Origin of the sequence: Saccharothrix lopnurensis, from assembly GCF_042658445.1 — a bacterium.
Taxonomy (GTDB): domain Bacteria; phylum Actinomycetota; class Actinomycetes; order Mycobacteriales; family Pseudonocardiaceae; genus Actinosynnema; species Actinosynnema lopnurensis.
In genome coordinates, this window is the sequence record NZ_JBHSQO010000015.1 from 149403 (window position 1) to 165013 (window position 15611).

Annotated in this window: 16 protein-coding genes; 4 read left to right on the forward strand and 12 right to left on the reverse strand. The window is 73.9% G+C overall.

Annotated elements, in window-relative coordinates:
* Positions 1–21: 21 nt before the first annotated feature.
* Positions 22–513, reverse strand: coding sequence for a metallophosphoesterase family protein (locus ACFP3R_RS17300; RefSeq protein ID WP_380637241.1), 492 nt, complete (start codon positions 511–513; stop codon positions 22–24).
* A gap of 10 nt (positions 514–523) precedes the next feature.
* Positions 524–766: an acyl carrier protein gene (locus tag ACFP3R_RS17305; protein WP_380637242.1), complete on the reverse strand. Its 243-nt coding sequence runs from the start codon at positions 764–766 to the stop codon at positions 524–526.
* 176 nt (positions 767–942) lie between these two features.
* Between ACFP3R_RS17305 and ACFP3R_RS17310 the strand changes: the two genes are divergently transcribed.
* Positions 943–2145 (forward strand): glycosyltransferase, encoded by a 1203-nt coding sequence (locus ACFP3R_RS17310; protein WP_380637243.1) that lies wholly within the window; start codon positions 943–945, stop codon positions 2143–2145.
* A 71-nt stretch (positions 2146–2216) separates the two neighbouring features.
* Here ACFP3R_RS17310 and ACFP3R_RS17315 read toward each other — a convergent pair whose 3' ends face one another.
* Together ACFP3R_RS17315 and ACFP3R_RS17320 are read right to left on the reverse strand one after the other, a co-directional pair.
* Positions 2217–2633, reverse strand: a complete 417-nt coding sequence (locus tag ACFP3R_RS17315) for a DUF6292 family protein (RefSeq protein WP_380637244.1) — start codon at positions 2631–2633, stop codon at positions 2217–2219.
* A gap of 135 nt (positions 2634–2768) precedes the next feature.
* The gene (locus ACFP3R_RS17320) at positions 2769–3212 is read right to left on the reverse strand and encodes a DUF4383 domain-containing protein (RefSeq protein ID WP_380637245.1); all 444 of its coding nucleotides are present in this window, start codon (positions 3210–3212) and stop codon (positions 2769–2771) included.
* A 135-nt stretch (positions 3213–3347) separates the two neighbouring features.
* Here ACFP3R_RS17320 and ACFP3R_RS17325 point away from each other — a divergent pair, with 135 nt between their 5' ends.
* Both ACFP3R_RS17325 and ACFP3R_RS17330 read left to right on the forward strand, forming a co-directional pair.
* Positions 3348–4028: a DUF1990 family protein gene (locus tag ACFP3R_RS17325; protein ID WP_380637246.1), complete on the forward strand. Its 681-nt coding sequence runs from the start codon at positions 3348–3350 to the stop codon at positions 4026–4028.
* A gap of 1 nt (position 4029) precedes the next feature.
* A complete protein-coding gene (locus ACFP3R_RS17330; RefSeq protein ID WP_380637247.1) occupies positions 4030–5079 on the forward strand; it encodes an NAD-dependent epimerase/dehydratase family protein in 1050 nt (349 codons plus the stop codon).
* Between the two features lie 360 nt (positions 5080–5439).
* Here ACFP3R_RS17330 and ACFP3R_RS17335 read toward each other — a convergent pair whose 3' ends face one another.
* The 4 genes from ACFP3R_RS17335 to ACFP3R_RS17350 all read right to left on the reverse strand — a co-directional run bounded on the left by ACFP3R_RS17335 (position 5440) and on the right by ACFP3R_RS17350 (position 11400).
* The gene (locus ACFP3R_RS17335; RefSeq protein ID WP_380637248.1) at positions 5440–6906 is read right to left on the reverse strand and encodes an aldehyde dehydrogenase family protein; all 1467 of its coding nucleotides are present in this window, start codon (positions 6904–6906) and stop codon (positions 5440–5442) included.
* Between the two features lie 558 nt (positions 6907–7464).
* Positions 7465–8631, reverse strand: a complete 1167-nt coding sequence (locus tag ACFP3R_RS17340; protein ID WP_380637249.1) for a M14 family zinc carboxypeptidase — start codon at positions 8629–8631, stop codon at positions 7465–7467.
* A 413-nt stretch (positions 8632–9044) separates the two neighbouring features.
* Positions 9045–10043, reverse strand: a complete 999-nt coding sequence (locus ACFP3R_RS17345; RefSeq protein WP_380637250.1) for a YdcF family protein — start codon at positions 10041–10043, stop codon at positions 9045–9047.
* A gap of 52 nt (positions 10044–10095) precedes the next feature.
* On the reverse strand, positions 10096–11400 hold the full coding sequence (locus ACFP3R_RS17350; RefSeq protein WP_380637251.1) for an APC family permease: 1305 nt from the start codon (positions 11398–11400) through the stop codon (positions 10096–10098).
* A gap of 115 nt (positions 11401–11515) precedes the next feature.
* On the opposite strand from ACFP3R_RS17350, the gene ACFP3R_RS17355 reads away from it, so the two are divergent.
* On the forward strand, positions 11516–11902 hold the full coding sequence (locus ACFP3R_RS17355; RefSeq protein ID WP_380637252.1) for an ATP-binding protein: 387 nt from the start codon (positions 11516–11518) through the stop codon (positions 11900–11902).
* A gap of 26 nt (positions 11903–11928) precedes the next feature.
* Here the strand turns inward: ACFP3R_RS17355 and ACFP3R_RS17360 are convergent, their stop codons facing one another.
* The 4 genes from ACFP3R_RS17360 to ACFP3R_RS17375 form a co-directional block, all read right to left on the reverse strand.
* Positions 11929–12456: a YflT domain-containing protein gene (locus ACFP3R_RS17360; RefSeq protein ID WP_380637253.1), complete on the reverse strand. Its 528-nt coding sequence runs from the start codon at positions 12454–12456 to the stop codon at positions 11929–11931.
* Positions 12457–12531: 75 nt separating this feature from the next.
* Positions 12532–13974 (reverse strand): family 43 glycosylhydrolase, encoded by a 1443-nt coding sequence (locus tag ACFP3R_RS17365; RefSeq protein ID WP_380637254.1) that lies wholly within the window; start codon positions 13972–13974, stop codon positions 12532–12534.
* A gap of 31 nt (positions 13975–14005) precedes the next feature.
* A complete protein-coding gene (locus tag ACFP3R_RS17370; protein WP_380637255.1) occupies positions 14006–15370 on the reverse strand; it encodes an AbfB domain-containing protein in 1365 nt (454 codons plus the stop codon).
* Between the two features lie 74 nt (positions 15371–15444).
* Complete coding sequence (locus ACFP3R_RS17375) at positions 15445–15579, reverse strand: hypothetical protein (protein WP_380637256.1); 135 nt, start codon at positions 15577–15579, stop codon at positions 15445–15447.
* Positions 15580–15611 lie beyond the last annotated feature (32 nt).

Genomic DNA, 15611 nt, shown 5'->3' on the forward strand with positions numbered 1-15611 from the left:
TGCCCGGGTCACCGGGGGCGCTCAGGTCACCGGCACGATCCGGGCGTCCAGCAGCACCCCGTCCTCGATGTCGAGCAGCCCGACGGTGCCGTGCGGCTGCCGCCGCCGGTCGGTCGGCGAACCGGGGTTGAACACCCGCACGCCGTCACCCGTCAGGTCCACCGGGATGTGCGAGTGCCCGTAGACCACCAGCTGCGCGTCGGGGAACCGGCGGCGCATCCGGGCGGTGCGGCCGGTCGCCTGCCCGCTGTCGTGGACCATCGCGACCCGCAGGCCGGCCAGGTCCAGCGAGACGGTCTCCGGCGCGCCCCACTCGGCGACGTCCGGACCGTCGTTGTTCCCGCGCACGGCGGTGACCGGCGCGTACTGCGCCAGCTCGTCGAGCACGCCGGCCACGCAGACGTCACCCGCGTGCAGGACGACGTCCGCGCGGCGCAGGTGCTCCGCGACCGCGGGCGGGCAGGACCTCCACCGCCGGGGCGCGTGGGTGTCGGCCAGGACGACGACCCTCATGGACCCGGCCTCAGGTCAGCGCCGGACCGGACTCGTCGCTGCCCGACAGCTGCTTGAGGAACTCGTGGCACTGCCTGGCGCGGGCCGAGTCCTCCTCCATCACGCGGCGGAAGAAGTCCGCGACGTCCTGCCGGCCCGCGTTCTCGGCGTCGCGGACGTACTGGCCGTAGTCGTGCCCCGCCTTGAGCGAGTGGTACTGCACGGAGATCAGGTCGAAGCTGACGTCGTCGAAGCCGGTCTCGCCGGTGGCCATCCGAATCCCTCCTCGGTCGTGATCGGTCCCCTGTCCGTACCCGGCGACGGCCCCGCCAACCTCCCGCGTTCCAAGTGGCAGCACCCGGGTGTTGCTTGTACGGTCCACCGTGGGTTGAAAACACAGCCTGCCGTGCGCGACCAGGCCCCGCCGGTCGCGCTGTCGGAGGACAACCCATGAAGATCGCGGTCGTATCGGTCCACGCCAGTCCGCTGCCGGTGCTCATGGATCAGGAGGAGGGCGGTCAGGACGTCCACGTGGCGGACCTGGCCGCGGCGCTGACCGAGCAGGGCCACGACGTCACCGTCCACACCCGCCGGGACTCCGTGCGACCGCCCGAGGTGGTGCGGGCGAAGCCCGGCTACGAGGTGGTCCACGGGCCCGCCGGACCTCCCGGCCCCCTCCCCTCGGACGAGCTGCCGCCGCACCTCGACGAGTTCATCCGCGCCCTGCGCGACCGGTGGCAGGCCGACCCGCCGGACGTGGTGCACGCGCACTCCTGGACCTCGGGCCTGGCGGCCGTGCTGGCCGCGAGCGGCCTGGGCGTGCCGGTGGTGCAGACGTTCCACGAGCTGGGCTGCCTGGAGCGCAAGGTGCGCGGTCGGGTGATCCCGGCGGCGCGCGTGTCCACCGAACGGCTGATCGCCCGCGAGGCGAGCCGCGTCGTGGCCACCTCGTCGGACGAGGTGCTGGAGCTGGTCCGGATGGGCGTGCCGCGGCAGCACGTGGCCGTGGTGCCGCCCGCGGTGGACGTCTCGCGGTTCACCCCGGACGGGCCGCGGCTCACCCGGCAGCTGCCGCACCGGCTGATCACCTTCGACGACGGCGCGGAGGAGGTCGTCGTCGCGCTGCGCGGCGTGCGGGACACCGAGCTGGTCGTGGTCGGCGGCGGCCCGGAGCGGGTGCGCGCGCTGCGGGAGCTGGCCCGCGAGCACGACGTCGCCGACCGGGTGCGGCTGGTCGGCCCGGTGCCGCGGGTGGCGCGGCCCGCGCTGCTGCGCTCCGCCGACGCGGTGGTGTGCACGACGTGGGGCGAGACGGCCTCGGCGCCGCTGGAGGCGATGGCCTGCGGCGTGCCGGTGGTCGCCAGCGCGGTGGCCGGCCTGGCCGAGACGGTCGTGGACGGTGTGACCGGGGTGCTCGTGCCGCCGGGCGAGCCGAACGCGCTGGCCCGCGTGCTGCGGCCGCTGCTGGTCGACGACGCGCGGCGGGACGCCTACGGCACGGCGGCCGCGGACCGGGTGGAGGCGCGCTACCGCACCGACCGCATCGCCGCCGAGATCACCCGGGTGTACCGGGACGCGTCGGGGCTGGAGGAGGCCGCTGAGGCGGCCGCCCAGGGGCCGGCCGAGGTCCGCTCGGGCCTCCAGGACGCGTAGCGCCGGTGGCGTTTTCAGGACGCGTAGCGCCGGGCAGCGCCTCTCAGGACGCGTAGCGCCGGTAGCGCCTCTCAGGGCGCGTAGCCGCCGAGGTCGTCCACCAGGCCGTCGGCGTCGCCCACCGCGCGCAGCCGGACCGGTCGCGGGTCACCGGGGTGCTCCCCGCGCAGGAGCGCCCTGGTGAACGCGGCCACCGCCGCGGCCGGGGGCAGCACCTCGCCGCCCAGGTAGGCCAGCACCGCCAGGTCGTCGTCCCGCTCGACCGCCACCGCGGCGCCCCAGCCGTACTCCTCGTCCCACACCAGCACCACCACCCGGTCGGGGAACGACGGCAGGTGACCGCGCACCGCGAGGTGGCCGCGGGCGGGCGGCCCGCCCTCGGCGCGCCCGTGCTCCCCCGTCATCCCCAGCTCCGCGGCGACCGCGCCCACGTACCGGCGGAGCCCGCGGACCGGGGCCCCCTCGGGGTGCTCGGGCCGGCCCGTCACCACCGCGTGCGTCCGGTCATGAGGTTCACCCTTCCGGGCGAAGAAGACGACACGACCGGGATCGCAGGGCGCGATCCCGGTCGGCTGGGGTGGGGGGCCGGCCCGGTCAGGACCGGTCCCGGCGGGCCGTGCCCGTCAGGTCCGGCGCGGCAGGGACGAGCGGCCCAGGGCCATGCCCAGGCCGGCCATGCCGACGGCCAGCAGCAGGTGCAGCCAGTTGTCGGCGTTGTTGAGCGGCACGAAGTTGGCCGCGCTGTCGTGGTCGATCAGCAGGCCGTAGAGCCAGAGCACGAGGTAGATCACGGCCCCGCCGACGAGGAACAGGTAGGCCCCGCGAGTGGTCCTGGCCAGCGCGAGACCGGCCACGCCGAACAGCAGGTGGACGATGTTGTGCAGGATGGAGACGTTGAACAGGCCGAACAGCATGGCCTCGGAGTGGTGCCCGGCGAACTGGAGCGTGTCGTACTCGGTCGTCAGGCCCGGGATGAACCCGGCGATGCCGACCACCAGGAACACCGCGCCCACCACCGTCGCGGCCAGCTGCACCGGCGTGCGCGTGGTTGAGTTGGTTCGGGACATGTCGACTCCCGTCGATGGGCGAACACGCTTCGTGTTGACCGACTACCCGGACGTCCCGATCACAAACGGTTCGGGCGACATCGGTTCGCCCACTCGTGGGGTTTCGCGGCGGTCAACCCGGCAACCCGGCTGGTCGTGCGGTTGAGCAGACCCGGGCAGGTCGACATCGGGGCCGTGCTGCGCGATCTGCGCGGCCGCGGCCTGAACTACGACCCGGCGGAGGTGGGGCCTCGGGACTGGGTCTTCGACGTGCACCGGCGGTCGCTGGGGCACGAGGGCGCGGGACCACCGGAGGAGGGCGGCCTGTGGCAGCGGTCGCGCGAGGTGGTCGCGGAGTACGGGTTCACGCCGCCGGAGACGGTGCGGGCGTACTACGAGCGCGGGTCGGCGCTGCTCGGGCGGGACGTCCTGCTGGAGGCGAGGTTGCCGGGGCTGCGGTTCCTGATGGGGGTGCGGGTCACCTCGGTGCGGGACGAGTCGAACGCCGACCGGACGCTGTGGGGCTGGGGCTACGAGACGCTCCAGGGCCACCTGGAGCGCGGTCGGGTGGACTACGAGCTGGTCAAGGACCACCGGTCCGGCGAGGTCGGGTTCACCGCGCGCAGCCACTCGCAGCTGCACCCCCGCGCGCCGTGGTGGATGCGGTTCGGCTGGCGGCTGGTGGGCCGACGCACGCAGCTCGGCTTCTACCGGCGGGCCGGCGAGCTGCTGGCGCGCAAGGGGTCGGTGGTCGAGGTGCCCTCGGGCGGGGCCCGCAGGCTCGGGGTGATCGTGCTCGACCCGGTGGTCGGGCGACCAGGAGAACGGAGCGGTTGACGTGAAGATCGTGATCACCGGGGCGTCCGGGAACGTCGGCACCGGGGTGCTGCGCGCCCTGGCCGCCGACCGCGAGGAGCACGAGGTCATCGGCATCTGCCGCCGGCCGCCGGACCCCGTGCCGCCGTACGACACGGCCACGTGGCGCGCCTGCGACCTGGCCGACGCGGGGGCGCGGGACGTGCTGGACGAGGCGTTCGCCGGCGCGGACGCGGTGGTGCACCTGGTGTGGATGTTCCAGCCCCTGCGCGACGGCGGGCGGCTGCACCGCACCAACCACCAGGGCACCGCGGCGGTGCTGGAGGCGGTGAAGCGGGCCGGGGTGGCGCAGGTGGTGCACACGTCGTCCATCGCCGCGTACGCGCCCGCCGGGGACGACCCGGTGGACGAGGACTGGCCGACCACCGGCGTGCCCGGTTCGGTGTACGGGCAGGGCAAGTCGGAGGTGGAGGCGCTGGTGCGGCGCTTCGCCGAGGAGAACCCCGAGGTGGCCGTGGCGGTGGTGCGGCCGACGCTGGTGGCGCTGCGGGAGGCGTCGGCGAGCTTCCTGGCGCTGTTCTTCGACCCGGTCACCCCGCGCTGGCTGCTCCGGCTGGTGCACCGGGGCCTGCTGCCCGTGCTGCCGCTGCCCGCCGGGCTGGCCGTGCAGCTGGTGCACGCCGACGACGTGGGTGACGCGGTGGTGCGCATCCTGCGGCGGCGGGCGCGCGGCGCGTTCAACCTGGCCGCCGACGTGATCACGGCGGCGGACCTGGCCCACCTGACGGGCGCGCGGCTGCTGCCGCTGCCCGGTCGGGTGATGCGGACCGCCGTGGACGTGCTGTGGCGGTTGCACGCGATCCGCATGTCGCCGGGCTGGTTCGACGTGGGCACCCGGTCGCCGCTGGTGGACACCGGGCGGGCCAGGGCCGAGCTGTCGTGGGTGGCGCGGACGAGCAGCGCGGACGCGGCGCGCGAGCAGCTGGCGGGCCTGGCCGACGGGGCGGAGGGCGGCAGCCCGGCCCTGCACCGCGACCGGCTGGAAGGGGCGGCCGAGCCCGCGCTGACCTGAGTACCGCCCTCGGGCGCGGCCGGCCAACGTCGTGCCGCGCGAGGAACAGCAGCCGCTCGACCGCCTCCCCCGGCGCGCCGCCGCCGACGTGCGGGGCGGTGCCGACCGCCGCGAAGCGCTGCGGACCCATCGCCTCCCGCTCGACGAGCGGCGTGGGCGGCGGTGGCACCCCCGGGAGGCCCACGTCCCGGGGGATGCGCGGTGCGGCGGTGCCGCCGGGCCGCGGATCGGCCACCGCGTCGCCGGTGCGGTGCTCGTCACCGGCTCGCCGGCGCTCCCGGCCCCGGTCGTGCGGCCCTCGGTGAAGCCGCCACCCGTGGTGATCCCACCCGCGTTGTCCGGTCCCGGGCCGCGGCACCGTCAGATGGGGTAGTGGCGTTCGCCGCTCTGCAAGGTGATCCACCGCAGTTCGGTGAACTCCTCCAGTGCCGCTCGGGAACCGAAGCGGCCCCACCCGCTGGCCCCGAGGCCGCCGAAGGGCATCTGGGGCTCGTCGTGGACGGTGGCTCCGTTGACGTGGCAGATGCCCGAGCGGATCCGGCGCGCCACGCCCAGTGCGGTGGTGGCGTCCCGGCCGAAGACGGCGGCCGAGAGGCCGTAGTCGGTGTCGTTGGCGATCCGGACGGCCTCGTCGGGGTCCGCCACCTCGGTGATCGTGACGAGCGGGCCGAAGGATTCCTCGGAGTAGGCGCGCATCCCGGCGGTCACGCCGCGCAGCACGGTCGGTCGCACGAACAGTCCGTCCGCGGTGCCGCCGGTCAGCACCCGGGCGCCGTGCTCGCGGGCGTCGTCGATCAGCGCCATCACGTGGTCGCGGGCGGCGGCGTGCACGACGGGACCGATCTGGGTGGCCGGGTCGTCGGGGGGACCGACGACGAGGTTCGCCGCGTGGGCGGTCAGGCGGTGCGACAGTTCGTCGGCGACCGAGCGGTCCGCGATGAGGCGCTCCGTGGCCATGCAGATCTGGCCCTGGTTGAGGAAGGCGCCGAACCCGGCGGCCGCCGCGGCGGCACCGAGGTCGGCGTCGGCGAGGACCACGAAGGGTGCTTTGCCACCCAGTTCCAGCACGGTCCGGGTGAGGTGCCGTCCCGCCGTCTCGGCGACGATCCGGCCGACGCGCGTCGAGCCGGTGAAGTTCACCCGGGTGACCGCGGGGTGCGCGATGAGCGCCTCGACGACCTGTGCCGCGTCTTCGGGAGCGTTGCTGACGAGGTTGACCACACCTGCCGGGACCCCCGCGTCGTGCAGGACTTCGACGATGGCCGCATGGGTGCACGGCACCTGTTCGGATGCCTTGAGCACGACGGTGTTGCCGAAGACCAGGGGCATCGCGATCGCCCGCACGCCGAGGATCAGCGGGGCGTTCCACGGCGCGATGCCGACCACCACGCCGCACGGCTCCCGCAGGGCCAGGGCGGTCATCCCGGGGATGTCGGAGGGGATCACCTCGCCGACCGCCGAGTACGCCCGGGCGGCGGCCTCGGTCAACATGCCCCGGGCGAGGCGCACGTTGAACTCGCCCCACAGCCGGGTCGCGCCCATCTCCTTGCGCATGAGCGTCGACAGCTCCGCCGCCCTCTCGCCCAACAGGGCGGCTGCCCGGTGCAGGATTTCCCGTCGGCGGGCGGGAGGCGTCGCGGCCCAGGCCGGGAAGGCCGACGCGGCCGCGGCCGCGGCCCCCCGGGCGTCCGCGACGGAGGCGGCGGCGACCAGGGCGATCGGGTGCCCGGTCACCGCCTCCACCGTCTGCCGGTACCGGCCGCCTTCGGCCGGGGACCACTGTCCGCCGATGAACAGGTCCGAGGTGACGGTGTCGTTGGTCGGCATGGTTTCCCCTCAGCAGGATGGCGCACCGGGCAGGGTGCGGCGGGGGTGGCCGGTCGCGGTGTCGCGTGCGGGGGCGCGATCTCGTTCCACAGGGCGTGCCTCGACGCGTCGGCCTCGACCCAGGCCGACCTTCCCGGCGTACGACACCAACACGTGCGACGAGCCGTGGTTGTTCGCTCGATCCGCGTCACGTCGACGGTACTCGGCATGTCGACGAGCGCGGCGCACCCGACACGTCGAGACCACCGCCGGTGAGGACGGCCGGGCACCACCGCGGCCCCGGGTCCGACCGCTCGTCCGGGTTCACCGACCGCACCTCGGTGGTGCGCGGGTCGCGCACCCCGGCGATCCACGCGCCTCGCGGACGGCGGCCCGCGCGACCACCGGGTCGCACGGGCCGCCGTCGCACGGGCGCCGAACCCGCCGACGGACGCCGGGACCCGGGACGCCACCGACGCGACCCGGACGGTTCTCGGCACCGCCCCGTCCGTTGAACGGCGGGCAGTCGATCAGACCGGCACCCCCGCGGCTCGCGACGGCCGCGGGCTCGACGCGGGATCAGCTCGCGTAGGGCGCCCTCGCCGCCTTCGCCGCCGTCAGGAACGCACCCTTGTTCCGCGGCCAGAACAGGCTGTCCACGCACGAGTACTGCGGGAAGAAGCCGCCACAGCTGCCGCTGCCCGAGCCGATCTCGAACGTGTAGCTCGCGATGCCCAGGTTGCCGTAGGTGAAGTCGTCGGTCGTGCCCGTCGTGTCGCCCTCGGCCACCACGGTGTACCCGTTGAACGCCGCCATCTTCCTGCCCAGCGCCGCCAGCTGCGACGCGTTCGGGTTGGCGTTCCACGTCCAGCCCCACGGGGGCATGATCAGGTTGCCGTAGCTGTGGATCGTGATCATCACACCCCTGGTCGTCACCGGCGCCGGCTCGGTGTCGCCCGGACCCCGCTGGTCGGGGAACAGCTGCTTGAACCACGCCTCGACCGCCCTGGTCTCCGGCTCGGAACCGGCTGCCGTGCCCTGGTAGGTCTCGCCGCACCGGCTCGTGCCGGCGCCACCCCACTTGAACGTGGAGTTGCGGTTCAGGTCGATGCCGTAACCCGGCGCCGAGCAGGAGGCGCCGGTGTTGTTGGCGTTCTTGCGCTGCATCAGCGGCTGGTTGCCACCGGAGGCGACGATGTCCACGCCGTCGGGGTTGACCACCGGCACCACCCACAGCTCCGTGGTGTCCAGGATCGACGTGACTTCGGCGTCCGTGCCGTAGCCCCGGGTGACGTGGTCGATCCACCGCCACGCCAGTTCGCCCGTCGCCAGTTCCCGCGCGTGGACCTGCGCGATCACGGCGAACCGGGGCTTGGCGGAGTTGGGGCTCAGCGCGCAGTCGCCGGCCTGCTTCCTGGTGATGCAGATGGCCTTGATGTCGTGCCCGCCCTGGCCGCGCGTCTTGCGCCAGCTGTCGCCGATGTCGTAGACCTGCGTCAACGCCGGGAAGGCCGCCGCCACGTCGGTCAGGCGCCTGTCGTGCTCGGCCGCGGTCCGGTAGCCGCCGTAGAAGGTCTGGACGCCGATGTCCGAAGCCCCGCCGGGGACCACCGGCTTGTACACCGCGTCGAACTTCCTCGGCCGGTAGCCGAGAGCGGTCAGCCGGTCCGCCACGCGCGAGTCGCCGACCACCTGCACCGTGCCGTCGACGCCGTGCTCGACGTCGAACCCGGCTGCTTCCAACATCCGTTCACCGGCGCCCGGGACCTGCCAGTAGTACGGCGTGGTGTCGGGCTGAGCGGCCAGGGCACCGCTCCCGGGGAGCAACAACGCCGTCGCGACAAGACCTATCCATGCCTTCATCGACAGACCTCCAGACAAGGCCGGCGGCCGAGGCAGGGTGACAGGAGGCCGCCGCGCCGAAGGCGAGTATGGAGCAACGGCCACGTGATCAGAACCTACGAAAGGTGGTCGCGCACATCCGGAGCGTGACCACGGGTGGGGTCGGGTCACGGGGTGCGCCGGCCCGCGAGTGGACCGGGCGGGGCCGGAGCGGACCGCCGACCTGATCGCCACGGGGTTCGAGCGGTGGGTGGGGCGCGGTCTCACCGCGGGCAGGCCGGGGGTGACCGGCGACGGCCGCGCCGCCGGGCCGGGCCTCACGCCAGGGTCGGCACCAGGTACAGGAGCACCAGCAGGCCGCAGGACAGGGCGTGCGCGACCGGGTTCTGCGCCAGCAGGGCCACGAACTCGCGCAGGAACGCGCTGGGCAGGAAGTACCGGGCCGTGCGCGCGCCGATGATCTGCGTCCGCAGCCGCAGCCGGCGCGCCACCACGGCGGCCCGGAAGACGTGGAAGTTGTTGGTCACCGCGACCGTCCGACCCGTCCGGCCGCGCTCGGCGAGCAGTACCGCGCTGTAGGCCAGGTTCTGCTCGGTGGTCGTGGCCCGGTCCTCCAGCACGACCGCCTCCCCGGGCACGCCCCGGCGCTCCAGGTACTCGGCCATGGCCACCGCCTCCGGCACGGCCTCGTCGGCGCCCTGCCCGCCGGAGACCACGACCAGCGGCGCGCGACCGGCGTCGACCTCCCGCCGGTACAGCCCCAGCGCGCGGTCGAGCCGGCTCGCCAGCAGCGGCGGGACGCGGTCGCCGATCAGGCCCGCGCCGAGCACCACGATCGCGTCGAACCCGCTGCGGCGGCCGACGCTGCCGTAGACGACCGAGTAGAGCAGGAGGCTGACGAACAGGAACGCCACGTAGGCGGCCACCACCAGCAGCGCCCCGATCACCGCGTCGACCAGCGGCCCGGTGCGCGCGGTGGCGAACGCGAAGGCGAAGCCGACGCCGAAGATCGCCAACCCGGCCAGCAGCGACAGCAGGTTGGCCGGTTTCAGCCCCTCCCGCTTGAGCATGACCACGCCGTTGGCGAGCAGCGCGAGCGGCAGCACGAGCCCCAGCCCGACCGCCACGGCCACGAACGCGTACCCGACCGCGACCGCCGCCCACCCCTCGGCCTCGGCGGCGCGGAAGACCAGCCACAGCAGCAGGAGCACCAGGGTCACGCCGAGCCACACGGCGTTGGAGATCCGCCGCCGGTCCCGGACCATGCCGATCACGAAGAACAGGGCGGGGACGACGGCGGCGATCCCGAAGATCATGGGTGCGAATCTAGGCGGCGAACCGCGTGGCGCGCGAACCGGCCGGGGCCGGTCACCGCTCGTCGGCGGGGGTCCGCCGTCGCCGGGCCGCGTTCACCACGGCCAGCAGCACGCCCAGGCCGACCAGGGCCAGGCCGCGCAGCCACACCGCGCCGTCGATCCGGGTGAACAGCAGCAGGCACGAGGCCACTCCCAGCACGGGCACGACGGCGGGCACCCGGAAGTGGTCGGCCTCGCCGTCGTCGCCGCGGCGCAGCACCAGCACGGCCACGTTGACCGCGGTGAACACGATGAGCAGCAGCAGGACCAGCGTCTCGGCGAGCGCGGCGACCTCGCCGGTCAGCGCGAGCACCAGGGACAGCGCCGCGGTGGCGGTGATGGCCACCCACGGCGTGCGGCGGCCCGGCAGCACGCGGGTCAGCGGGGCGGGCAGCAGGCCGTCGCGGGCCATGCCGTAGGCCAGCCGGGAGGACATGATGCCGGTGAGCAGCGCGCCGTTGGCGACCGCGACCAGCGCGATGACGCTGAACAGCTGCTCGGGCACGCCGCCGGCCACCCGCACCACCTCCAGCAGCGGGCCGCTGGAGGAGGCGAGCCGGTCGGTGGGCACGGAGGCGCTGGTGACCAGCCCCAGCAGCAGGTAGACCGCCCCGGCGGTGAGCAGCGCGCCGAACAGCGCGATCGGGTAGGACCGCCGCGGGTTCGCCACCTCCTCGGCCAGGTTCACCGAGGTCTCGAACCCGACGAACGAGTAGAACGCCAGCACCGCGCCCGCCAGCGTCGCCGCGACCACGCCCTGCTCGCCGGTCCCGGCCTCGGTCAGCCGCCCCAGGTCGGCGTCACCCCGCAGGACCACCCACGTGCCCAGGCCGATGATCAGCGCCAACCCGCCGACCTCGACGAGCGTGGCGGCCACGTTGGCGCCCAGCGACTCCTTGATGCCCCGGAGGTTGAGCAGCGCCAGGGCCACCAGGAACACCACCACGACCACGGCCGCGGGCCAGGAGACCAGGGCTTCGAGGTAGTCGCCCGCGAACGCCCGCGCCAGCGCGCCGACCGACACGATGCCCGCCGCCAACATGCAGACCCCGACCAGCGAGCCGGCCGCGGGTCCCAGCGCCTTCGTCGCGTAGTGGGACGCGCCGCCCGCTCTCGGGAACCTGGTGGCCAGCTCGGCGTAGGAGGCGGCGGTGAGGGAGGCCAGCGCGAGCGCGGTGAGCAGGGGCAGCCACACCGCTCCCCCGGACTTGCCCGCGATCGAGCCGATCAGCACGTAGACGCCCGCGCCCAGCGTGTCCCCCAGGATGAAGAAGTACAGCAGGGGCGTGCTGACAGCCCGCTTCAGCGTGGTCTCCATGCCCGTTCCGGTACCCCTCGTGAATGCCGGCGAAGCACGGGTTTGAACCCCGGCGATCAGGGGTAGACAGGCCCAGCGCCTTGAGCAGACAGGGCGCCTAAGGTGGTGCTTGCAGATGAACGCGACGGGGCTGCCGGGTGATGGATGTGACCCGGTGCTCGCCGAGGTCCCGCCGCCGGTGGACGTCGAGAGCTGGGTCCGCGAGGTCGCCGACGACTTCCCGGCCGGGCTCGTGAAGGACTTCGTGCTGATAGCGGAGGAGCTGGTCGCCAACGCGCGCCGGCACGCCGGTGGGCCGCTCCTGGTCCGCCTGCGGCGGGAGGGCCGCGCGGTGCGGGTGGAGGTGCGGGACCGCAGCCCGAGCCTGCTGCCGGTCCTGGGCAGACCGGACGTGCCGACCCACGGCAGCGGCCTGCTGCTGGTCAACCGCCTGTCCTCGCACTGGGGCTTCCGGTGCGAGGACGGGTACAAGGTGGTGTGGGCCGAGGTCCGGGCCCCCTGAAGCGGAGCGGGCCCGGACCCGGGACCTCAGGCGGTCGGGCGCGGCGAGGGCGCGGGGTGGTCCGCGCGCGGCGCGGGCGCCGCGCCCAGCAGCCGCGCGGCCTCGTCCGCCAGGTGCGCCGACACCAGCACCTCGTAGCTGTCGGCCCGCATCGCCGAGATCGACGAGAAGTCGCGCCGACCACCGGTCAGCGAGTGGCCGACCACTCCCAGCACCGCGCCCAGCGCCGCGCCGAACAGCAGGCCGTAGAACGCGAGCAGCAGCCCGGAGATGACCGGGTCGACCCAGTTGAACAGGCCGAAGATCCAGCCGAACAGGGCGCCGAGCACCGCGCCGGACAGCGCGGACTGACCGGCGGCCCCGAGGGTCGTCAACCGCCCGGTGACCTGCTCGACGCTGTTGAGCCCGCGCCCCACGATCGCGGTGTGCTCGACCGGGAACCCGGCGTCGGACAACCGGTCGACCACGCGTTCCGCGTCCGCGTACTCGCGGTAGCTGCCGAGCACCACCCGCTGCTCGCGGGCGTCCTCGGCCCGGTCGTGCGGTCGGGTCATGGGAACCCACCTCCCTGTCGTCGCTCGTGGGGTGAGTTCCCGCTCCCCGACCGCCCAACCACCTCCTGTGACGAACTACTCCACCACGAACGTGGCGTCCGCGCGGCCGGTGGCGTCACCCACCGCCCCGATGCCGAGCGTGGTGCCGTTGTGCCTGATGAACAGGCCCGGGAGGTTCTGCGACTCGAAGGACGCGGCCGAGGCGTCGGCCAGCCCGGCGCGGCGGGTGAAGCTCGCGTCGCCCCGGAACAGCGCCGAGCCGTCACCGCGCTCCACGTACAGCTGGTGGTCCCGGTGGCGCAGGTGGTAGCCGGGGTAGTTGGCCGACTCCAGCGACACCGTGCCCGTCCCGGCCAGGCCGGGGACCAGGCGGAACTGGGAGTCGGCCAGCGGCCGCACGTTCGCCTCGACGCGGGCGCGGAAGTCGTAGTGCCGGACGAACCGGTCCGGGTAGCTGTAGGACTTCAGCCGCACCGGGGTGACGCCGTCCGCGACCGGGATGCCGAAATCGGGCGTGCCGTCGGCGCTCCAGTAGACCTTCTGCACGCGGGTGCGGCGGTTGGGGTCGTTGAGCGGGTCGCCGGAGATGTCCCGGTAGTTGCGGTCGTGGTAGACGAGGATGTCGCCGCGCCCGTCCTCGGACACGGTGAACGAGTTGTGGCCGGGCCCGTACTGGCCGGTGGCGGCGTTGCTCTGGAAGACCGGGGTGGACGACTTGCTCCACGACGCGGGGTTGAGCAGGTCCGCCGAGGCCGACGCGGACAGCATCCCCAGGCAGTAGTTGGCGTCGGTGGCGCTGGCCGAGTAGGTCAGGAACACCCGCCCGTCGCGCTGGACGACCGCCGGTCCCTCGGCGACCTTGTAGCCCCGGGTCTCCCAGGTCAGCGTGGGCACCACCAGCCGGGCCACGGTGCCGGTGACCTGCCAGGGGTTGGCGCCCATCCGGGCGAGGTAGACGTTGGAGTTGGTGCTGATGCCCGGTTCGGCCTGCGCCCAGGTCAGGTAGCGCACGCCGTTGACCACGAACGTGGACATGTCCAGCGAGAAGGTGTCCCACGGGACGTTGACCCGGCCCCGCTCGGTCCACGTGCCGCCCAGCGGGTTGGCGCTGGAGTTCTCCAGCACGTACGGGCGGATGCGCCACACGTCGTCGGTGCGCCCGGCGGCGAAGTAGACGTACCACCGGCCGTTGACGAAGTGGATCTCCGGCGCCCAGATGTGCGCGCCCATCTCGCCGCTGGTGTGCCGCCGCCAGATCACCTGCTCCGACGCCGTGGCCAGGCCCTGGATCGTGGTGGCGCGGCGCAGCACGATCCGGTCGTACTCCGGCGCGGTGGCGGTGAAGTAGTAGTAGCCGTCGGTGTGCCTGAAGATGTGCGGGTCGGCCCGCTGGTTGGCGATCGGGTTGGTGTACTGCGCGGCGGGCGTGGCCTGGGCGGGCGCGACCACCAGGCCCGCGAACGCGGTGAGCAGCGCGACGGCGAGCAGCAGTGGTTTTCGGGGCGCGGTTCGGTTCATCGTGGGGGCTCCGGTCGGCCGAGGGGACGCGTCAGTAGCCGACGTGGAAGGTGGCGTCGGCGCGGTCGGTGGCGGTGCTGACGGGGTCGATGCGCAGCAGGTAGTTGGCGTGGCGCAGGTGGCGGTCCGGGAAGTTGTGCGACCGGAAGGAGGCGCGGGAGCCGTCGGCGAGGCCGGCGACGCGGTGGAAGGTGGCGTCGGCGGCGAAGGCGGCGCTGCCGTCGTCGGCCGCCAGGCCCACCACGTAGCCGGAGTGGCGCAGGTAGCGGTCCGGGAAGTTGACCGAGCGGAACGACACCCCCGACGACGCGGCCAGGCCGGGCACGAGCTGCCACAGCGAGTCCTGGTAGGGGTCGAACGGGTACGGGTCGATCCGGGCGGCGTTGTCGGCGTGCCGGACCAGGTGGTCGGGGTGGTTGTGGGACTTGATCCGGTTCCAGGCCGGCGTGCCCCACCTGCTGATCAGGTTGGCGTGCTCGGTGGCGGTGATGCCGCAGATGGTGGGGTGCTTGGCGTTGAGCGGCTGGGTGTACTGCGCCTTGGTCAGCGGCGTCCAGGAGTCGGTGGCGACGTTGCCGCTGCGCCAGGCGTAGAGCTCGCCGTTGACCGGGGAGAACGAGTCGCCCCACAGCCACCACTCGTCGCGGTCGTGGGCCTTGACCACGATCGGGGCCTCGATGCCGCCGCTGACGACCCCGGCGGTGTAGGTGGTGAAGCCGCGCGGGTTGAGCGTGGCCGACCGCGCGCCGTAGAGGCGGCCGTCGCTGAAGCTCTTGTAGTACAGGTAGTTCGCGCCGCCGCCCACGTGGACGGTGGCGTCGAGGACGTTGAAGCCGGGGTCGAAGAACAGCTGCGGCGCGGAGACGGTGACGAAGTCGGTGGTGTAGTTGACCCAGATGCCGTCGCGGCCGCCGCTGTTGGCCGAGTAGATGATGCCGTACTGACCGCGCGCGGCGTCCCAGAACGCCTCCGGCGCCCAGGTGTGCGTGGGCATGGAGTGCATCTTCAGCCTGCGGTAGTTGGTGAACGAGCGCAGGTCGGCCGAGTCCCAGGCGTGGATGTACTGGTTCTGCCGGGTGAAGTCGGTGCCGGTCAGGTCGGTGGCCAGCACCACGAACCCGCCGGTCTGCCTGCGCAGGATGAACGGGTCGCGCAGCCCGCGCGTGCCGGCGGTCGGGGTGGCCACCGGGTTGCCCTGGTTGAGCGGGGTCCAGTTCAGGCCGTCCGCGCTGACCGCCAGGTGCAGGGCGTAGCGGTCGGCGACCCTGTTGGGCGATTCGGTGAAGTAGCCCATCACGTAGGCGGAGTCGCCGGGGGCCGCGGCGGCGGTCCGGGCGGTGACGGCCAGGGCGGCGGCGGACAGCCCGCCGGCCAGGAACGTGCGTCGTTGCAGCATGGTCGGGCTCCTCGGGGCAGCAGGGGGGTGGCCGGCGGTGGGAGAGGACCGCCGGCCACCGGGAGGGCGCTCGGTCAGGCCGAGGGCTCGCCGGAGGAGGGGGCGAGCGCGGGGTCGAGCCGGACCGAGGTGCCGGAGTTCGGGGTGCGCGGGTGCGGGGTGCCCGGCGCCGGGGTGCCGCCGCCGTCGCTCGCGGGGTGGCCGGTCATGGCGCGCCCGTCACGGACGGACCGGCCAGGAC

Excerpts from the sequence above, each read along its gene's own strand:
- ACFP3R_RS17305 (WP_380637242.1), bottom strand. The coding sequence starts at position 766 with ATGGCCACCGGCGAGACCGGCTTCGACGACGTCAGCTTCGACCTGATC.
- ACFP3R_RS17340 (WP_380637249.1), bottom strand. The coding sequence starts at position 8,631 with ATGTTGGAAGCAGCCGGGTTCGACGTCGAGCACGGCGTCGACGGCACG.
- ACFP3R_RS17360 (WP_380637253.1), bottom strand. The coding sequence starts at position 12,456 with ATGACCCGACCGCACGACCGGGCCGAGGACGCCCGCGAGCAGCGGGTG.
- ACFP3R_RS17355 (WP_380637252.1), top strand. The coding sequence starts at position 11,516 with ATGAACGCGACGGGGCTGCCGGGTGATGGATGTGACCCGGTGCTCGCC.
- ACFP3R_RS17335 (WP_380637248.1), bottom strand. The coding sequence starts at position 6,906 with ATGCCGACCAACGACACCGTCACCTCGGACCTGTTCATCGGCGGACAG.
- ACFP3R_RS17300 (WP_380637241.1), bottom strand. The coding sequence starts at position 513 with ATGAGGGTCGTCGTCCTGGCCGACACCCACGCGCCCCGGCGGTGGAGG.
- ACFP3R_RS17375 (WP_380637256.1), bottom strand. The coding sequence starts at position 15,579 with ATGACCGGCCACCCCGCGAGCGACGGCGGCGGCACCCCGGCGCCGGGC.
- ACFP3R_RS17365 (WP_380637254.1), bottom strand. The coding sequence starts at position 13,974 with ATGAACCGAACCGCGCCCCGAAAACCACTGCTGCTCGCCGTCGCGCTG.
- ACFP3R_RS17345 (WP_380637250.1), bottom strand. The coding sequence starts at position 10,043 with ATGATCTTCGGGATCGCCGCCGTCGTCCCCGCCCTGTTCTTCGTGATC.
- ACFP3R_RS17370 (WP_380637255.1), bottom strand. The coding sequence starts at position 15,370 with ATGCTGCAACGACGCACGTTCCTGGCCGGCGGGCTGTCCGCCGCCGCC.
- ACFP3R_RS17350 (WP_380637251.1), bottom strand. The coding sequence starts at position 11,400 with ATGGAGACCACGCTGAAGCGGGCTGTCAGCACGCCCCTGCTGTACTTC.
- ACFP3R_RS17310 (WP_380637243.1), top strand. The coding sequence starts at position 943 with ATGAAGATCGCGGTCGTATCGGTCCACGCCAGTCCGCTGCCGGTGCTC.
- ACFP3R_RS17320 (WP_380637245.1), bottom strand. The coding sequence starts at position 3,212 with ATGTCCCGAACCAACTCAACCACGCGCACGCCGGTGCAGCTGGCCGCG.